The organism is Bradyrhizobium sp. HKCCYLRH1034 (assembly GCF_051168375.1).
Taxonomy (GTDB): Bacteria; Pseudomonadota; Alphaproteobacteria; order Rhizobiales; family Xanthobacteraceae; genus Bradyrhizobium.
In genome coordinates this window covers 188,855-205,942 of record NZ_JBNPUW010000003.1, presented here as the reverse complement: position 1 = coordinate 205,942, position 17,088 = coordinate 188,855, and the positions used below count along the sequence as shown (strand labels likewise).

The 17,088-nt window shown below is 66.2% G+C and carries 17 protein-coding genes; 5 read left to right on the top strand and 12 right to left on the bottom strand.

Annotation, left to right across the window (positions count from 1 at the left end):
* Positions 1–191 precede the first annotated feature (191 nt).
* Positions 192–2,201, top strand: a complete 2,010-nt coding sequence (locus ACQR0W_RS08035) for a putative bifunctional diguanylate cyclase/phosphodiesterase (protein WP_316171001.1) — start codon at positions 192–194, stop codon at positions 2,199–2,201.
* Between the two features lies 1 nt (position 2,202).
* Here ACQR0W_RS08035 and ACQR0W_RS08030 read toward each other — a convergent pair whose 3' ends face one another.
* Both ACQR0W_RS08030 and gloB read right to left on the bottom strand, forming a co-directional pair.
* Entirely contained in the window at positions 2,203–2,637 is a 435-nt protein-coding gene (locus ACQR0W_RS08030; protein WP_315715181.1) for a cupin domain-containing protein, read from the bottom strand.
* A 14-nt stretch (positions 2,638–2,651) separates the two neighbouring features.
* The gene (gene gloB / locus ACQR0W_RS08025; RefSeq protein WP_315715182.1) at positions 2,652–3,419 is read right to left on the bottom strand and encodes a hydroxyacylglutathione hydrolase; all 768 of its coding nucleotides are present in this window, start codon (positions 3,417–3,419) and stop codon (positions 2,652–2,654) included.
* A gap of 193 nt (positions 3,420–3,612) precedes the next feature.
* On the opposite strand from gloB, the gene ACQR0W_RS08020 reads away from it, so the two are divergent.
* Positions 3,613–4,389 carry a class I SAM-dependent methyltransferase gene (locus ACQR0W_RS08020; protein ID WP_315751930.1) on the top strand — a complete coding sequence of 259 codons (777 nt, stop codon included), beginning with the start codon at positions 3,613–3,615 and terminating at the stop codon, positions 4,387–4,389.
* Between the two features lie 87 nt (positions 4,390–4,476).
* Here ACQR0W_RS08020 and ACQR0W_RS08015 read toward each other — a convergent pair whose 3' ends face one another.
* The 5 genes from ACQR0W_RS08015 to ACQR0W_RS07995 all read right to left on the bottom strand — a co-directional run bounded on the left by ACQR0W_RS08015 (position 4,477) and on the right by ACQR0W_RS07995 (position 11,914).
* Positions 4,477–5,307, bottom strand: coding sequence for a DUF4167 domain-containing protein (locus tag ACQR0W_RS08015; protein ID WP_315751931.1), 831 nt, complete (start codon positions 5,305–5,307; stop codon positions 4,477–4,479).
* 551 nt (positions 5,308–5,858) lie between these two features.
* Complete coding sequence (gene prmC, locus ACQR0W_RS08010) at positions 5,859–6,746, bottom strand: peptide chain release factor N(5)-glutamine methyltransferase (RefSeq protein WP_316171000.1); 888 nt, start codon at positions 6,744–6,746, stop codon at positions 5,859–5,861.
* A 193-nt stretch (positions 6,747–6,939) separates the two neighbouring features.
* A complete protein-coding gene (gene prfA, locus ACQR0W_RS08005) occupies positions 6,940–8,025 on the bottom strand; it encodes a peptide chain release factor 1 (RefSeq protein ID WP_315751933.1) in 1,086 nt (361 codons plus the stop codon).
* Positions 8,026–8,087: 62 nt separating this feature from the next.
* Entirely contained in the window at positions 8,088–10,355 is a 2,268-nt protein-coding gene (ptsP, locus tag ACQR0W_RS08000; RefSeq protein WP_315715187.1) for a phosphoenolpyruvate--protein phosphotransferase, read from the bottom strand.
* Between the two features lie 302 nt (positions 10,356–10,657).
* The gene (locus ACQR0W_RS07995) at positions 10,658–11,914 is read right to left on the bottom strand and encodes an aspartate kinase (RefSeq protein WP_315715188.1); all 1,257 of its coding nucleotides are present in this window, start codon (positions 11,912–11,914) and stop codon (positions 10,658–10,660) included.
* 147 nt (positions 11,915–12,061) lie between these two features.
* On the opposite strand from ACQR0W_RS07995, the gene ACQR0W_RS07990 reads away from it, so the two are divergent.
* Together ACQR0W_RS07990 and ubiG are read left to right on the top strand one after the other, a co-directional pair.
* Positions 12,062–12,529, top strand: a complete 468-nt coding sequence (locus ACQR0W_RS07990; RefSeq protein ID WP_316166266.1) for a PH domain-containing protein — start codon at positions 12,062–12,064, stop codon at positions 12,527–12,529.
* Positions 12,530–12,576: 47 nt separating this feature from the next.
* Positions 12,577–13,341: a bifunctional 2-polyprenyl-6-hydroxyphenol methylase/3-demethylubiquinol 3-O-methyltransferase UbiG gene (gene ubiG / locus ACQR0W_RS07985; RefSeq protein WP_409977941.1), complete on the top strand. Its 765-nt coding sequence runs from the start codon at positions 12,577–12,579 to the stop codon at positions 13,339–13,341.
* Positions 13,342–13,443: 102 nt separating this feature from the next.
* Here ubiG and ACQR0W_RS07980 read toward each other — a convergent pair whose 3' ends face one another.
* The gene (locus ACQR0W_RS07980) at positions 13,444–13,725 is read right to left on the bottom strand and encodes a GIY-YIG nuclease family protein (RefSeq protein WP_316170998.1); all 282 of its coding nucleotides are present in this window, start codon (positions 13,723–13,725) and stop codon (positions 13,444–13,446) included.
* Between the two features lie 233 nt (positions 13,726–13,958).
* Here ACQR0W_RS07980 and ACQR0W_RS07975 point away from each other — a divergent pair, with 233 nt between their 5' ends.
* Complete coding sequence (locus ACQR0W_RS07975) at positions 13,959–14,858, top strand: DMT family transporter (protein ID WP_316170997.1); 900 nt, start codon at positions 13,959–13,961, stop codon at positions 14,856–14,858.
* On the opposite strand, the gene ACQR0W_RS07970 is transcribed toward ACQR0W_RS07975, so the two are convergent.
* The 4 genes from ACQR0W_RS07970 to grxC all read right to left on the bottom strand — a co-directional run bounded on the left by ACQR0W_RS07970 (position 14,859) and on the right by grxC (position 17,060).
* On the bottom strand, positions 14,859–15,296 hold the full coding sequence (locus ACQR0W_RS07970) for an EamA family transporter (RefSeq protein WP_315751935.1): 438 nt from the start codon (positions 15,294–15,296) through the stop codon (positions 14,859–14,861).
* A 140-nt stretch (positions 15,297–15,436) separates the two neighbouring features.
* Complete coding sequence (locus ACQR0W_RS07965; protein ID WP_315751936.1) at positions 15,437–15,913, bottom strand: DUF1178 family protein; 477 nt, start codon at positions 15,911–15,913, stop codon at positions 15,437–15,439.
* Positions 15,910–16,788: a carbon-nitrogen hydrolase family protein gene (locus ACQR0W_RS07960; protein ID WP_316170996.1), complete on the bottom strand. Its 879-nt coding sequence runs from the start codon at positions 16,786–16,788 to the stop codon at positions 15,910–15,912. Before ACQR0W_RS07960 ends, ACQR0W_RS07965 begins: the two co-directional genes overlap by 4 nt.
* On the bottom strand, positions 16,785–17,060 hold the full coding sequence (gene grxC / locus ACQR0W_RS07955; RefSeq protein WP_315715197.1) for a glutaredoxin 3: 276 nt from the start codon (positions 17,058–17,060) through the stop codon (positions 16,785–16,787). Before grxC ends, ACQR0W_RS07960 begins: the two co-directional genes overlap by 4 nt.
* Between the last annotated feature and the right edge of the window lie 28 nt (positions 17,061–17,088).

The following is a 17,088-nucleotide window of genomic DNA, read 5'->3' as shown; positions in this document are numbered from 1 at the left end:
CGCATGCTGACTCGGCACGGCGGTCCGAATCCGGCGGCTATCCTTGCTGCGCACTTAACCGTGCGCAAAACCGGCGCGCCGGCCGGTAGCTCACAACCGCCGATTACAGTTTGGCGCGGTCTGCACCTAACCCGCCCTTTACCCGTGCTGAGCGATAGTCCCTGCGAAATGGTGCTGACAACGGGGCGGCAATGCCGGACGTGAGACGTTACATGGCCCGCGCAGGGGAGTTGTTTCGCGTTCCCGCCGACAGTCCCGAGCTGACGCGCGCGCAGTTCCAGGCGTTCTCCAAGCAGGTGCCGCTGCTCTATTTCATTCTCATCACCAACAGCCTGGCGCTCGCCTACACGTTCCTGCCGCTGGCGCCGACGTGGCTCACGATTTCCGTGCCGGCGTTGCTATCGACGATTACCGGCGCGCGCATGCTGTGGTGGCTGCGGCAGGGCGAGGCCGCCAGCAGCGACGCCGAGGTGCTGCGCAACCTGCGTGTCACCAACCGGATTGCCGGCCCGATCGGGGCGCTGTTCGTCGTCTGGTCCTTCGCGTTGTTTCCCTACGGCGATCCATTCGCCAAGGGGCAGGTCGCGTTCTACATGGCGGTCACGGTCATCGGCATCATCTTCTGCCTGATGCACCTGCGCTCCGCAGCCCTGATCGTGACCCTCGTGGTCATCGTGCCCTATGTCATCTTCTTCATGTCCACGGGCGTTCACGCGCTGCGGGCGATCGCAGTCAATCAGCTGCTCGTGTCCGGCGCGATGGTCACGGTGCTGTTCATCTATTATCGGGATTTCGCCGCGCTCGTCGCCAGCCGCAAATCGCTGCTCGCGGAGCAGGCGGCGACGCAAGCGCTGTCGGATGAAAACTTCCGCCTCGCCAATCTGGATTCGCTGACCGATCTGCCCAATCGCCGTCGCTTCTTCTCGGAGCTCACGCAAGCTTTCGCCGAGGCCGACCGGGACGGCACGCGGCTCGCCGTCGGCATCATCGATCTCGACGGCTTCAAGCCGATCAACGACACCTATGGGCACACGGTCGGCGACCGCGTGCTGATCGAGGCCGCGCGCCGCATCCGCGACGCCTGTGCCGGCCATGGCGGCCAGGTCCATCTCGCCCGGCTCGGCGGCGACGAGTTCGGACTGGTGGTCGCCGGCAATCCCACGGACGACGATCTGCTCAACCTCGGACGGCAGATCACCGACCTCATCAAGCTGCCCTATCAGTTCGACACGACCCATACCGGCCTGTCGTGCTCGACCGGCTTTGCGTTGTATCCGCGCTCGGCCATGGTTGCGGATGCGCTGTACGAATGCGCCGACTATGCGCTCTACCACGCCAAGCGCCGCGCCCGCGGCCAGGCCATCATCTTCTCGACCGAGCTCGAGGCGGAGATCCGTAGCCGCAGCGTGATCGAGCACCTGTTGCGCACGGCCGATTTCGACGCCGAGATGGACCTGGCGTTTCAGCCGATCATGGACGCGACGAATTCGCGCACCACCGGATTCGAGGTCCTGGCGCGCTGGCACAGCCCCAAGCTGGGTACGGTGTCGCCCGCAAGCTTCATCCCGGCCGCCGAGCGGATCGGCGTCATCCGCAGCCTGACGCGTTGTCTGCTGGTCAAGGCGCTCGCCGCCGCGCGGACCTGGCCGGACGACATTCGCGTGTCGTTCAATCTCTCCGCGCACGACATCTGTTCGCCGGATGGCGTCCTGCCGCTGCTGGCGGTCATCCATGCCAGCGGCGTGCCGCCGCGCCGCATCGAGTTCGAGATCACCGAGACCGCCGTCACCTTCGACTTCGCCCGCGCCGAGCAGTCGATCGCGGCATTGAAGGCGATCGGTTGCGGCATCTCGCTGGACGATTTCGGCACCGGCTACTCGTCGCTCAGTCACGTCCACCGGCTGCCGCTCGACAAGCTCAAGGTCGACCGCAGTTTCGTGAGCGACGTCAATGCCAACCCGATCAGCCACAAGATCATCAAGTCGCTGACCGGCCTCTGCGCCGACATGGAAATTTCGTGCGTCGTCGAGGGTGTCGAGACCAAGGAGCAGCTCGACAGCCTGCGGCGTCTGGGCGCGGACTACATCCAGGGCTACTACTTCGCGAAGCCGATGCCGGCCGACTCGATTTCCGGCTTCCTCGCCCAGGAGCGCCAGCGCTTCGCCGAGCCGGCCGCGAAGGTCGCCGGCGCGAGCGCGTGACTCAGACCTCCGGCTCCCAGCCGGGCGGCGCAAGCTCGAATCCTTCGAACATGAAGCCCGGCGCCACCGTGCAGCCGACGAGCGTCCAATCGCCGGCGCTCTCGGCGGCCTGCCAGGCATGGGCGGGCACCACCGCCTGCGGCTGCTGGCCGGCTGCGAGGTCGATGCCCAGCGTCGTCGTTTGCGGCGCCTGGCCTTCGGCGGCGATCCGCAAGGTCAGCGGCGCACCGGCATAGAAGTGCCAGGTCTCGACCGCGTCGACCCTGTGCCAATGCGAACGCTCGCCGCGCGCGAGCAGGAAATAGATCAAGGTCGATGCGGCGCGGCCGGAGGCGTCGACGGCCGGATCGCGGAAGGTCTCGCGAAAATGTCCGCCCTCCGGATGAGGCTGCAGGCCGAGACGCGCGATGATGTCGGCAGCCGAGAGCGTGGCCATCGTCGTCCTCGCCGTTACGACTTGTTCTTGCGCTCGCGCAGCTCGCCGAACACTTGCTCGGCGCTGGCGCCCTTCATGCGCAGCCGCAGTGCGACGGCCGGATCGTCGGCGCGCAGGAACACGTTGGCGGTCTTCTCGTCGCCCAGCAGCGACGGAATGGTCGGCCGGTTGGCGGCACGCAGCCGCGTGACCTCCTCGGCGCGAGCCTTCAGCGCCGCGTTGTCGCCGTCGACGGTGAGGGCGAATTTGACGTTCGAGGCTGTGTATTCGTGGCCGCAATAGAGCCGGAAGTCGTCCGGCAGCGCGCGCAGCTTGAGAAGCGAGTCCCACATCATCGGATAGGTGCCCTCGAACACCCGGCCGCAGCCGACCGAGAACAGCGTGTCGGCCGCAAACAGCGCCTTGTCGGCATCGAACACGTAGGAGACGTGGTCGAGCGTATGGCCCGGCGTTTCCAGCACCCGCGCGAGCAACTCGCCGATCTTCACGACATCGCCATGGGCGACTCGCAGATCGACGTTGGCGATCGCCGTCGTCTTGTCGTGGGGTGCGACCACCCGGCAGCCATATTTCTGCTTGAGCTCGGCGACGCCGCCGACATGGTCGTGATGATGATGCGTGATCAGGATGTCGGTGAGCGTCCAGCCTTCGGCGTCCAGTTGCCGGACGATCGGTCCGGCCTCGGGGGCGTCGATCGAGGCAGTCGCACCGGTTGCCGGGTCATGGATCAGATAGCCGAAATTGTCGGACAGGCAGGTGAAGGCGCGGATGTCGGCGGCCATGATGTCTCCGTCGGCGGGACCGGGCGAGGCACGACAGTCGCGCTCGCGATGCCAGAAGGTCGTGGAAGCGGAGCCCGGGCGCAGCGCTGCGGGGCGGCCTCCGATGTCCCGCGCAGAGATATGGCGTTAACGCTGGAGGCGCAACGCAATATTCGGCGCGCGGCAGCGCGCGCTCGCATGATACATTGACGTCATGGACGTGATCGATCTGCGAAATTTCTATTCGGGTCGCCTCGGGATCGTCGCGCGGCTCTTGATCAACCGCGGTATCCGGGCGCGCTGGCCGAGCGCGGCCGGGCAGCGGGTGCTCGGCGTCGGCTATCCCACGCCTTATCTCGGCCTGTTCCGCGAGGATTCCGAACGCTGCATCGCCTTCATGCCGGCGGCGCAGGGGGTGCTGAAATGGCCGACGGCGCGGCCGACGCTGGCCTCGCTGGTGGACGAGTTCTCGCTGCCGCTGCCCGATGCGGCGATCGACCGCATCCTGATCGTGCATGCGCTGGAGATGTCGGACGACCCGGCCGGGCTGCTGCGCGAGATGTGGCGGGTGCTGGCGCCGGCGGGACGCATGATCATCGTGATCCCGAACCGGCGCGGCGTCTGGACGCGGACCGACAACACGCCGTTCGGCCATGGCCGGCCCTATTCGCGCTCGCAGATCACGCAACTGCTGCGGCAGACCTGGTTCACGCCGACCGGCTGGGGCGAGGCGCTGTTCATGCCTCCGGTCGGCGGCTGGTTCCTGAAATCGGCGATGGCCTGGGAGCGAGTCGGCGCGGCGCTGTCGCTGCCGTTCGCCGGTGTCCACATCGTGGAGGCGACCAAGCAGGTCTACCGGGTGATCCCGGCGCGCCGTGAGCGCATCCGGCTGATCCCGCGGCTCGAACCGGTGCTGGCGCCGTCACCGTCGGCCCCCGGATCTGGTGGCGCCGGTCGCCGCGAGGTCGGTCCGCCGTCGCGCGAAGCATGATCCCGGGCCGTTTTCCTGCGCGCTTCCCGCGCAAAAAAAACGGGTGGGCTCAGAGCCCACCCGTTTCGTCATGATGGAGGGTAATCACTATTCGCCCGGATTGAGGTCCTCGCTCGGCGCCGGTGCAGCAGCGGCTGCTTCAGCGCGCGGACCATGCGGACGCCGGCGGCGCCGCGGATAGCGCTCGGCAGCGCCCTCGAAGGCGGCCGGGGGATTGGCGATCTGCGGCTGCGGACCGGTGATGAAGGACGGCAGCCGATCGACGCCGCTGTCGGCGATGACGGGCTGGGGTTGCGGCTGCGGCTGGTACTGGACGGGCTGCGGCCGCTCCCGGTGCTCGCGCGGCTCCCGCTCGCGATGTTCGCGGGGTTCACGGTGTTCCCGCGGCTCGCGGTGTTCGCGCGGCTCGCGATGCTCACGCGCTTCGCGGTGCTCGCGCGGCTGCTGCTCGCGCTGATAGGGCTGGTTGTCGCCGCGCTCGCGCTGGCCGCCTTCGCGGTCGCGCATGAAGGGTTGGGGCTGAGGCTGCGGCTGGGCCGGAACGAAGCCGGGCTCCTGGCCGAAATGCGAGAAGCTCTCACCGTCATCGTCGAGGTCGTCGACGGTCAGGTCCTCGGTGTTGCGCGGCTGCTGCGGCTGATTCTGGCGGAACTGCTCCTGCGCGGCGGCAATCAGGCGGAAATAATGCTCGGCGTGCTGGTAGTAGTTCTCGGCGGCTACGGGGTCACCCGAAGAGCGGGCGTCGCGGGCAAGCTGGACATATTTCTCGGCGACATGAGAGGCAGTGCCGCGGATCTTGATGTCCGGTCCATTGGACTCGAACACCCGGGTCAGCGGATTCTGGCCGCGCCGGTTATTGTTGTTGTTACCGCCGCTGTTCCGGTTGCGCATCCGCTTGTTGTTCTGACCGTTTCTCATGTCCTGCCTTTATTCCAACCCTGCGTTAGGAGCACCGATTGTCTGAGCACTGATTGTTATCGGAATACCGAGAGTGTATTGAAATACCTTCGCCGGGCTCGGACGCCTCGCGCGCGGTCCAAATGGTCCCATCCGACCCATGTCGGTTCCGACATGCCGGTTTGACCCATGCCGATGTGATCGACAGCCGATTCTCTCGACAAAAGCGCGTTCAAAACGCGTTCCCCACCCGCCAGCCCCTGGGACCGGCGAACCACGTCATTCAGCCAGCCAAGGCGACATGCGCCACGACCGACCCAGTTTGCTTAGCGTAAGACCTCAAGTGCAAAGTCAGGCTTTCGTTCGCTTTGCAGTCGCGGGCTGCGCAGCCATCCGGGCTCTCGCGCTCAGCAGATCTGCGTTCTGGAACCTATCGCCCGGCGCGGCTCTCTGGCATCTGACCGCGGCGGTGTTCCGTGAATACCGCTCATCGTGGCCTGCACCGGTGCTATGGATGGAACGTAGTCGCTCCCGGGGGATATTCCAAGAGCTTTTTCTGCATTCCCCGACCTTTACCGGAGCTTTTTTAGGCCCATGACGGTTCGGGGAATACCGGCCAGATCGGCCCGGATCGTCGAGGAATCGGCCGTCAGGCCAGCCCTCACCATCAATGCAGCGACCTCGTCACTCTGGCCAAGCCCGACCTCCACGATGACAGCGCCGTCCGGCCGCAGCAGGGCCGCCGCCTGCGGCATCAGCGCGCGGTAGGCGTCGAGCCCGTCCTTGCCCCCGTCCAGGGCGCGCAGCGGATCATGAGTGCGCACCTCGACGTCGAGCGCACCGATCTCGGACGATGGGATGTAGGGCGGGTTCGACACGATCAGGTCGAAACCCGCAGACAGCGCTGCGGCGTAGGAGCAGGCGACGAAGCCGGCGCGGTCGGCTAATCCGAGCGCGCGCGCATTATCCCGCGCGGTGGTCAGCGCGGCCAAGCTGATGTCGGTACCGAGTCCAAAGGCCCGCGGCAGCTCGGACAGCAGCGCCAGCAGGATCGCGCCGGAGCCCGTGCCGAGATCGGCGATGCGCAAGCGACGCTTCAGGTCGCCGCCGGCCGCGAGATGTTCCAGTGCCAGCTCGACGACAGTCTCTGTGTCCGGCCGCGGCACCAGCGTGTCGGCCGACAATCGCAGGTCCAGGCCCCAGAACTCTTTGGTGCCGAGGATGCGGGCGACCGGTTCGCCGGCCAGCCGGCGCTGCACCAGCGTTTCCAGGCGCTGCGCGTCGTCATGGGAGAGCTGTCGTCTCCCGTGCATCACGAGCCCGGTGAGGTCGAGCTGCAGCGCATGGCCGACCAGCAGCCGCGCATCGAGCTCGGGCGAGTCGAGGCCCGCATCTGCAAAGCGCGCGGCCAGGGCACGGCGGGCGGCATCGATCGTCACGCCGGCGATGAGGCCGGTCATCGCGCAAACTCCCTCCACGCGTCATCCCCGCGAAACCGGGGAGCCATACGCCGTGCCGTGGCGGGACGGGCGGTCGGAGTTGCCTTCTGTGACAGCCACGAAGGCCGGTGGTTAGGGGTCCCTGCGTTCGCCGGGACGACACCGTTTGTGTCGGGGCAGCGTCGCATCGCCTCCTGCAATGCGCCGGTGCGCATCACGCCGCAGCACCTTGCGCGGCGAGCTGCGCGGCCTGGTGCTCGGTCGTCAGCGCGTCGATGAGTTCGCCCAGCGCTTCGCCGGCGATCACCTGCGGCAGCTTGTAGAGCGTCAGGTTGATGCGGTGGTCGGTGACGCGCCCTTGCGGAAAATTATAGGTGCGGATGCGCTCCGAGCGGTCGCCCGAGCCGACTTTCTCCTTGCGCTCGGCCGAGCGGGCCGCGTCGACCTTCTGCCGCTCGGCGTCGTAGATGCGCGAGCGCAGGATGTTCATCGCGGAGGCGCGGTTCTTGTGCTGCGAGCGGCTGTCCTGCATCATCACGACGATCCCGGTCGGGATATGGGTGATGCGGATCGCCGATTCCGTCTTGTTGACGTGCTGGCCGCCGGCGCCTTGCGCGCGCATGGTCTCGATGCGCAGGTCGTCCGGCTTGATGTCGACGTCGACATCCTCGACCTCGGGCAGCACGGCGACCGTCGCCGCGGAGGTGTGGATGCGGCCCTGCGTCTCGGTATCGGGCACGCGCTGCACGCGGTGCACGCCGGATTCGAATTTCAGCTTGGCGAACGCGCCGCGGCCCTGCACCTCGGCGATGATCTCCTTGTAGCCGCCGACGGTGCCTTCGGAGGCTGAGACCACCTCGACCTTCCAGCCCTGCAGGGCGGCGAAGCGCTCATACATCCGGAACAGGTCGCCGGCGAACAACGAGGCCTCGTCGCCGCCGGTGCCGGCGCGGATTTCGAGCACGACGTTGCGGTCGTCCATCGCATCCTTCGGCAGCAGCGCGACGCGGATCTTCTGCTCAAGCTCGCCGCGGCGCGCGATCAGCTCGTCGCGCTCGGCCTCGGCCATCGCGCGCATTTCGGCATCGGTGGCGGGATCGGCGATCAGCGCCTCAGTGTCGGCGAGCTCCTTGACGCCGGCGCGATAGGCCTTGACCGCGTCGATCAGCGGATTGAGCTCGGCCAGCTCACGGGTGATCTGCACGTAGCGGTCGGAATTGACCTGGCCGAGCAGCTCCGCCTCGAGCGAGGCGTGATGCGCGAGCAGGATATCCAGTTTGGCTTGGGGAAGCGACGACATGATGCAATCTGTTCTAGGAGCAAACGATACGAACGGAAGACGCGCAGGCCGCGACAGAGCCGCTACAGCGCGAGGCCTTCGCTCTCGGCGAACTCGGTCAGCTTCTGCCGCATCGAGAAGCTGCCGGCCGGCGCGGCCAGCCATTCGGCCATCTTCGTCGCCGCCTTGCCGGCGTCGAGTTCGAGGATCATCGCCTTCACAGGGCCGTGTGCGGTGGCCGACAACGACAGCGAGCGGTAGCCGAGCGCGATCAGTGCCAATGCGCCGATCGGCTTGGAGGCCATCTCGCCGCACAGTGACACCGACCGCTTGGCGGCCTTGGCCTTGTGCACGATCTGCTGCAACGCCCGCAGGATCGGCGTCGACAGCGTGTCGAAGCGCTCGGAGACCTTGGCATTGCCGCGATCGACCGCGAACAGGAACTGGAACAGGTCGTTCGAGCCGACCGAGATGAAGTCGACCTTCGAAAGCAGCTCGTCGAGCTGGTACAGCAGCGCCGGGACCTCGAGCATGGTGCCGACGTCGACGCGTTCCGGAAGCGTGTGGCCGTGCTGGCGTAGATAGGTCAGCTCGCGCTCGACGATCGCTTTCGCCGTGTCGAACTCGGCGACTTCCGAGATCATCGGGAACATGATGCGCAGCGAGCGGCCGCCGCCGGCGCGCAGCAGCGCCCGGATCTGGCCGCGCAGCAGGCCCGGACGGTCGAGGCCGAGGCGGATCGCGCGCCAGCCGAGCGCCGGATTCTCCTCGATCACGGTCTCCATGTACGGCAGCGCCTTGTCGCCGCCGATGTCCAAGGTGCGGAACGTGACCGGCTTGTGGCCGGCGGCGTCGAGAACCGTGCGATACAGCGCCAGCTGGTCGCTCGAGCGCGGCAGGCTGGCGGACACCATGAATTGCAGCTCGGTGCGGAACAGGCCGATGCCGGCGCTGCCGGTGTCCTCGATGTGCGGCAGGTCGATGACCAGGCCGGCATTGATCATCAGCTCGACCGGCTGGCCGTCCTTGGTCACGCAGGGCTTGTTGCGCAGCTCGCCATATTGCGCCTGACGGCGGGCGCGGAAGCGCACCCGCTCGGCATAGGCGGATTCGATCTCCGACGACGGGCGCACATAGATCGAGCCTGAGGTGCCATCGACGATGATGGCGTCGCCGGGATCGGCGATGCCCGGCGCGTTCGGCACCTCGCCGACGGCGGGAATGCCCAGTGCGCGCGCCACGATCGCGACATGCGAATTGGCGGTGCCTTCCTCGAGCACGAGGCCGCGCAGCCGCTTGCGGTCGTAGTCGAGCAGCGCCGCCGGACCCATCGCGCGTGCGATCAGGATGGCGTTGTCCGGCAGGTGCTCGCGCCGCGGCGCGTGGTCCTGGCCGACGAGCTGACGTAGCAGCCGGTAGCCGAGATCCTCGAGGTCGTGCAGCCGCTCGCGCAGATACGGATCGGTCGAGCGCAGCATGCGGGCGCGGGTGTCCGACTGCACGCGCTCGACGGCGGCTTCCGCCGTGAGGCCGGTCGCCACCGCCTCGTGCAGCTTGTGCGACCAGCCCTGGTCGTTGGCGAACATGCGATAGGCTTCGAGCACCTCGCGGTGCTCGCCGCCATCGGCGACGTCGCCGCGCTCCAGCATGCGGTCGAGGTCGGCGCGCAGCTTGAGCAGCGCGGCGTCGAGCCGCTTGATCTCCTTGGGCAGGTCCTCGGCGATGTAGTTGTTGATGACGACGCGCGGCTCGTGCAGCACGACATGGCCGAGCGCGATGCCATCGGACAGCACCGTGCCGGTCTTGTGGATCGAGTGCCGCGCCGCCGGCTCGGCGCCGGGCTGCGCCAGTGCTGCGAGCTCGCCGGAGGCGATCATCTCGGCGAGCACCATCGCGGTGGTCTGCAGCGCCTCGACCTCTTCCTCGACATAGGTGCGCTTGGCTCGGTTCTGCACCACCAGCACGCCGAGCGTGTTGCCGGCGCGCAGGATCGGCACGCCAAGGAAGGAGTGGTAGATCTCTTCGCCGGTCTCCGGCCGATACGAGAAGGCGGGATGGCTCTGCGCGTCGTTCAGGTTGAGCGGCGTCGCTTCGCTGGCGACGAGGCCGACGAGACCTTCATGCGCGCTCAGCACGGTCATGTGCACGGCGTCGCGGTTCAGACCTTCGGTGGCATAGAGCTCGAGCGTGTTGTCGACGCGCAGCACATAGACCGAGCAGACCTCCGCGACCATGTTGGCCGCGATCAGCACCACGATCTTGTCGAGCCGCTCCTGTGCCGAGACCTGCTCCGCCATGGTCTCGCGAAGCCGTCTGAGCAGGACGCGGGGGCCTCCCGACGCGCTTCGCATGTGGCACAATCCCCCTTCCTGGGGCCAGCCCGGCACGCGGCCGGATCTGGCGCTAAACTCGCGGCATCGAACAGCTTTCTCGATTCGGCACTATCGCACGCTCAGAGTGCCGGCCCGAACCAGAACAACCTTCACTGGAGCGCAGTTTGCGGCTGCCATCCTGCGATGGCGTATAGCGAATTAGGGCTTGTTTTGCCAAGCAAAACGCCTGCCACCGCGGGCGGCGTCAACGGCTTTCGAACGATCTCCGGCCCGTCCCGCTGTCACAGAACGGGACAGGTGTGGTCGCGGAGGAGGATTTTCTAGGCCTGGTCCAGTCCGTAGAGCGTATGCAGCGTGCGGACGGCGAGCTCGGTGTAGGCGGCGTCGATCAGCACCGAGAACTTGATCTCGGAGGTCGTGATCGCGCGAATGTTGATGTTGCGGGCGGCGAGCGCGGCGAATCCCTTGGCGGCGACGCCGGCATGGCTGCGCATGCCCGATCCGATCACCGAAACCTTGGCGACGTCGGTCGCGGTATCCAGGCGCTGATAGCCGATCCTGTCCTTGGCCGCGGTGATGGTCTCGCGCGCGCGATTGTAATCGGTGGCCGGCACCGTGAAGGTGAGATCGGTGGTCTTGCCGTCTTCGGAGACGTTCTGGACGATCATGTCGACGTTGATATTGGCATCCGCCAGTGGTCCGAAGATCGAGGCGGCGACGCCCGGCTTGTCCTCGATCTGGCGCACCGAGATCTGGGCCTCGTCCTTGGAGAAGGCGATGCCGGTCACGACGTGATTTTCCATGATTTGTTCCTCGCTGCAGATCAGCGTCCCCGGCGGCTGGTTGGCGTGCGGGTCGATATCCTCGGGCTTGTCGAATGAGGAGCGGACGAAGATCGGCATGTTGTGCACCATGCCCAGTTCCACCGAACGGACCTGCAGCACCTTGGCACCCTGCGACGCCAGCTCCAGCATGTCCTCGAAGGCGATCTTGTCGAGCCGCTTGGCCTTCGGCACCACCCGGGGGTCGGTGGTATAGACGCCGTCGACGTCGGTATAGATGTCGCAGCGGTCGGCCTTGATGGCGGCCGCGATCGCCACCGCGGAGGTGTCCGAGCCGCCGCGGCCGAGCGTGGTGATTCGCCCGGTTTCGGCGTTGATGCCCTGGAAGCCGGCGATGACCGCGACCTCCTTGCGGTCGCGAAAGCGCTGGATCAGCTCGGAGCCGTCGATATCGACGATTCGCGCCGAGGCATGGGCATCGCTGGTCTTGATCGGGATCTGCCAGCCCTGCCACGAGCGGGCCTGGATGCCCATGCTCTGCAGCACGATCGCCAGCAGGCCGGACGTGACCTGCTCGCCCGAGGCCACGACGGCATCGTATTCACGCGCATCGTGCATCGGCGACGCCTCGGTGCACCAGGCGACCAGTTCGTTGGTCTTGCCGGACATGGCCGAGACCACGACGGCGACCTCATGACCGGCGTCGACCTCGCGCTTGACGTGGCGCGCGACGTTGCGGATGCGGTCGATGTTGGCGACGGATGTGCCGCCGAATTTCAGCACGAGGCGACCCATGACGACGCGCTCATTCCCATCAGGAGGATAAGTTGACCGGCTGGGCGCGAAACCGGAGGCGCGCCAGCCGAAACGCGCGTATACATAGCGCCGCGGCTGGGGGCAAGACGGTTCCTTGTGGTGACAGGGTCAGGTAGAGGCTTTGGAATGGCGCGTTACATCGACGAAATCCTGCAACCCGGCGAGAAGGTGCTGTATTCGACCAATGCACATTGGATGTTCTACCTGCCGGCGATCGGGGCCTGGATCGTCGTGTTTGGATTGCTCGTCCTCTCCCGCATGACCGTGAACGACAATCTGGTCATGCTGTGCCTGGCCACCGCCGCCGTCATCGCCATTGTTGCCCTGTATTGGACGGTTCGGGCCTGGTTCCATCGCCTCACCACCGAGACGGACGTCACCAATCGCCGTGTCGTGCACAAAACCGGTTTCATCAAGCGCCGTACCTTCGAGATGGCTCTCGACAAGGTCGAGAGCGTCGACGTCAACCAGACCATCATGGGACGGGTTCTCAATTACGGCGATGTCACCATCTTGGGTGTGGGCGAGGGCAAGGAAACCATTTCGACCATCGCGGAGCCGCTGGCGTTCCGGAACGCCATCACGGCGCGTTAGCCCGGTACGGCGCCGCAGCTTCGATCATTGAGTATTCAGCGATGACAATGCCTCAGGATTCCCGCAGCACTTCTGTTCCCTCCGGCTCGACCGTCGATCCGGCCGAGATCGCGAAGTTCTCCAAACTGTCCGAGACGTGGTGGGACCCCAAGGGCAAGATGGCGCCCCTGCACAAGATCAACCCGCTGCGCCTGACCTATATCCGCGATGCCGCCTGCCGGAAATTCGAGCGCAACGCCAAGAGCCTCAACTGCCTGTCGGGGCTGCGCATGCTCGACATCGGCTGCGGCGCGGGACTGCTGTGCGAGCCGTTCACGCGGCTGGGCGCGCAGGTCGTCGGCGTCGACCCCTCGGCCAGCAACATTGCCGCCGCCAGGCTGCATGCCGAGAAGGGTCATCTGTCGATCGACTACCGCTGCACCACGATCGAGGAGATGGACCCGCGCGAGCGCTTCGACATCGTGCTGGCGATGGAGGTCGTCGAGCACGTCACCGACGTCAGCGCCTTCCTCGGCCGCTGTGCCGCGGTGCTGAAGCCGGGCGGCATGATGGTGGTCTCGACCCTCAACCGCAACTGGAAGAGCTTTGCGCTCGCCATCGTCGGCGCCGAATACGTGCTGCGCTGGCTGCCGCGCGGCACGCATGAGTGGAGCAAGTTCGTCACGCCGGACGAGCTGACCAAATACCTGCTCGACAACCGTCTGGTCATCACCGAGCAGAGCGGCGTGGTCTACAGCCCGTTCGCCGACCGCTGGAGCCTGTCGACCGACATGGACGTGAACTACATGATGGTCGCCGAGCAGATGGTGTAGCGCGCGCGGCCATTCATCGGCTTGACCCGTCTGCCGCTCCATAACCGGTGTCGTCCCTGCGAACGCAGGGACCCATAACCACAGGGAGGGGTTTGAGGCACGCTAGGAGATCAGGTCGCTGAGATCGCGCCATTCAAGATTGTCGCGCTCGATCAGTTCGATTTTCCAATCACGCTTCCAGCGCTTGAGCTGCTTCTCGCGGGTGACCGCTTCCGCAGCAACAGTGTAGATTTCGACGTAGACCAGCCGAAACACCCCGTACTTCTTCACGAACTCCGAGCCTTCGCCCTTGCGATGCTGCTCGAGCCGCGTCCGTAACGAGTTGGTCACACCGATGTACAGCGTACCGTGACGGCCGCTGGCGAGAATATAGACATAGTACATCGCCGCACCATCGCGTGGATGGATCGCCTAACCCAATTGAAGCCGGTGGTTATGGGTCCCTGCGTTCGCAGGGACGACACCGGATGTGTGGCGCGAGGTTACCACAAGACGCAATCCGTCCTGGCCCTTCCGGCGAGAGCTGCAATCCTGACATGCGGCTGAACCGCCTCACCGCTGTTGACCCAGCGCCCCGTGGTCGTCACGGTGCCAATCTCACTACTGCATTGTGCCGCATGCTCCCCATCACCTCGCTCTGGATTCCCTTCACGCTGGTCGCCGCCGCTGGCCAGGTCGCGCGCAATGCGATGCAGCGGTCGCTGACGGCGAAGCTCGGCACCTGGGGCGCGACCAATATCCGCTTCCTGTTCGGCTTTCCGTTCTCGCTGGTGTTCCTGACCGCGGTGCTGCTGGCCACCGGCGACCACCTGCCGTGGCCGCCGGCGGTGTTCTGGCCGTGGCTGCTGCTCGGTGCGCTCAGCCAGATCATCGCCACCGGGCTGATGCTGCTGGCGATGACCGACCGCTCCTTCGTCGTCACCACGGCCTATCTGAAGACCGAGGCGATCCAGACCGCGATCTTCGGCTTCATCTTTCTCGGCGATCCGCTCTCGCTTCCAAAGGTGATCGCGATCCTGATCGCCACCATCGGCGTCGTCATCACCGCCCTCAGGCCCGGCGGTGAGAAGAGCTTTGCCGAGTTGAGGCCGACCGTAACCGGCCTGGTTGCCGCGGCGTCGTTCGCCTTGTCGGCCGTCGGCTTCCGCGGCGCCATCATCACCGTCGACGGCGTGTCCTTCGTCACCGCCGCGTCGTACACGCTGGTCTGGGGCCTATTCGTGCAGACGGCGCTCCTCACCGTCTATCTGCTGGCGCGCGCGCCCGACATCCTGCGCGGAATCCTGTCGCTGTGGCGGCCGTCGATGATGGCCGGCTTCGTCGGCGCCTTCGCGTCGCAATTCTGGTTCCTGGCGTTCGCGCTGACCGCGGCCGCCAACGTCCGCACGCTCGCGCTGATCGAGGTACTGTTCGCGCAGGGCGTGTCGTACTATTCGTTCAAGCAGCCGGTTTCGCTGCGCGAGATCGGCGGCATCACGCTGATCGTCGCCGGCGTGGCGCTGCTGGTCGCCGTGTAGTCAGCCCTTGATCGCGATCAGCACGGCGCCGGCCGCGATCAGCGCGATGCCGATCCAGCCCTGCAGGCTCGGTCGTTCGCCGAGAAACACGACGCCGAACAAGGCGACCAGCACGACGCTGAGCTTGTCGATCGGCGCGACCAGCGTCGCTGGTCCGAGCTTCAAGGCGCGGAAGTAGCACAGCCACGAGGCGCCGGTGCCGAGCGCCGACAGCGTCAGGAACACCCAGCTCTTGGTCGAGATCGGTCCCGGGCTGGTGAGCTGGCCCGTCGCAAACAGGATCAGCGCCAGCGTCACCAGCACGATCGCGGTGCGGATCAGCGTGGCAAGATCGGAGTTGAGACCTTCGACGCCAACCTTGGCGAAGATGGCGGTGAGGGCCGCGAACAGCGCGGAGAGGAGGGCCCAGAGCTGCCAGGACGAGGAGAGGGGGGACATGTCGTCACACCGGCGAAAGAGAGAGTGCAGGCCGAGATCTCTCTCCCGTCGTTGCGAGCGAAGCGAAGCAATCCAGAATCTTTGCCCGGCGCTGGATTGCTTCGCTTCGCTCGCAATGACGGAGAGGGCGTCTCTATTGCTCAATTCCGGTCGTCCGGCAGCACCGGGATCGGCGCGACCTCGATGCCTTCCTCGATCAGTTCGCGGGCCTCGTCGAGCGAGGCCTCGCCATAGATCGGCCGGTGCTCGGTCTCGCCGTAATGCATCTTGCGGGCTTCGGTCGGGAATCGTTCGCCGACATCGTCGGCGTTCTTGACGATGTGGTCGCGCAGCTCCTTGAGCTTGGCGCGCAGCTCGCGCTCCTGCGCCATCATCAGCGCGGTCGATCCCGGCGGAATCACTTCCTGCGCTGGCGTCGGTGAGGCCGGTACCGGCACGGCCTCGCGGCCCTTCTTGCTGACGATGCGCGGCGCCATGATAGCCTTCTCGACCTTGGTCGAGCCGCAGGTCGGGCATTCCACCAGCTTGCGCTTCACCTGCGAATCGTAGGCCGAGGAGCTCTGGAACCAGCTTTCGAACGTATGGTCACGCTCGCAGCGCAGCGCATAGCGGATCATGCCGAGCCCCGCACCAGGTGCAGATAGTCCGGACCCGCGTTGGGGTCGGCGATGCCGAACCGGCGGCCGTGCTGCAGCGAAGGAATGGTCTGGCGCACGCTCTCGACCCGCGACGGATCGATGCGCGCCATGATCACGCCGGGCTCGACGCCGCCCTCGGCGAGAATCTCGCCCCATGGATCGATGATCAGCGAGTGGCCGAAGGTCTCGCGCTTGTTCTCGTGCAGGCCGCACTGGGCGGCGGCGAACACGAAGCATCCCGTCTCGATGGCGCGGGCGCGCAGCAGCGTGTGCCAGTGCGCCTCGCCGGTCTTGCGGGTGAAGGCGGAGGGCACGCTGATGAAGGAGGCGCCGCTCTCGGCCAGCGCGCGATACAGCGCCGGGAAGCGCACGTCGTAGCAGATCGTCAGCCCCAGACGACCCCAGGGCAGATCCGAGATCACGGCCGTCTCGCCCGGCTGATAGTTGGCGGACTCGCGATAGCTCTCACCGCCCGGCAGATCGATGTCGAACATGTGGATCTTGTCGTAGCTCGCCAGGACGTTGCCCTCGGGGCCGATCAGGAAGGAGCGGTTCACGGCCTTGTCTGCCGAGAAGCGCAGCGCCAGCGACCCGATGTGCAGATGGATGCCCAGCTCCTTGGCGAGCACCTGATAGGCTTTGAGAGAGGGATCGTCCGCCTCGCTCTTGAGCTGCTCGAACAGCGCCGTCCGGTTGAGCTGCATCATGTTGCTCACTTCCGGCGTCTGGACGTACTCCGCGCCCTGCGCGACCGCTTCCCGGATCAGCCTGATGCCCTGCTCGAGGCTCGGCTCGGGCAGGAGCGAGGTGCGCATCTGCACCATGGCGGCGGTAAAGCTGCGGTCGTTGCTCATGATGTCGCCTTGTCTCCCGCCAGCATGGCGTCGAGCCGGCCCTCGCGATCGAGCGCATAGAGGTCGTCGCAGCCGCCGACATGGGTGTGGCCGATGAAGATCTGCGGAAAGGTCGAGCCCGGGCCGACACGATCATACATCTTCTGCCGAATTGTCGGATCCTTGCCCGCGTCATGCTCGGTGAAGGCAACGTTCTTGCGGGTCAGAAGCGATTTGGCGGCCGTGCAGTAGCCGCACCCCGGACGGGTATAGATTTCGATCGCAGCGGTCATGTCGCGCTCAGCTGTTTCAGAACGACAG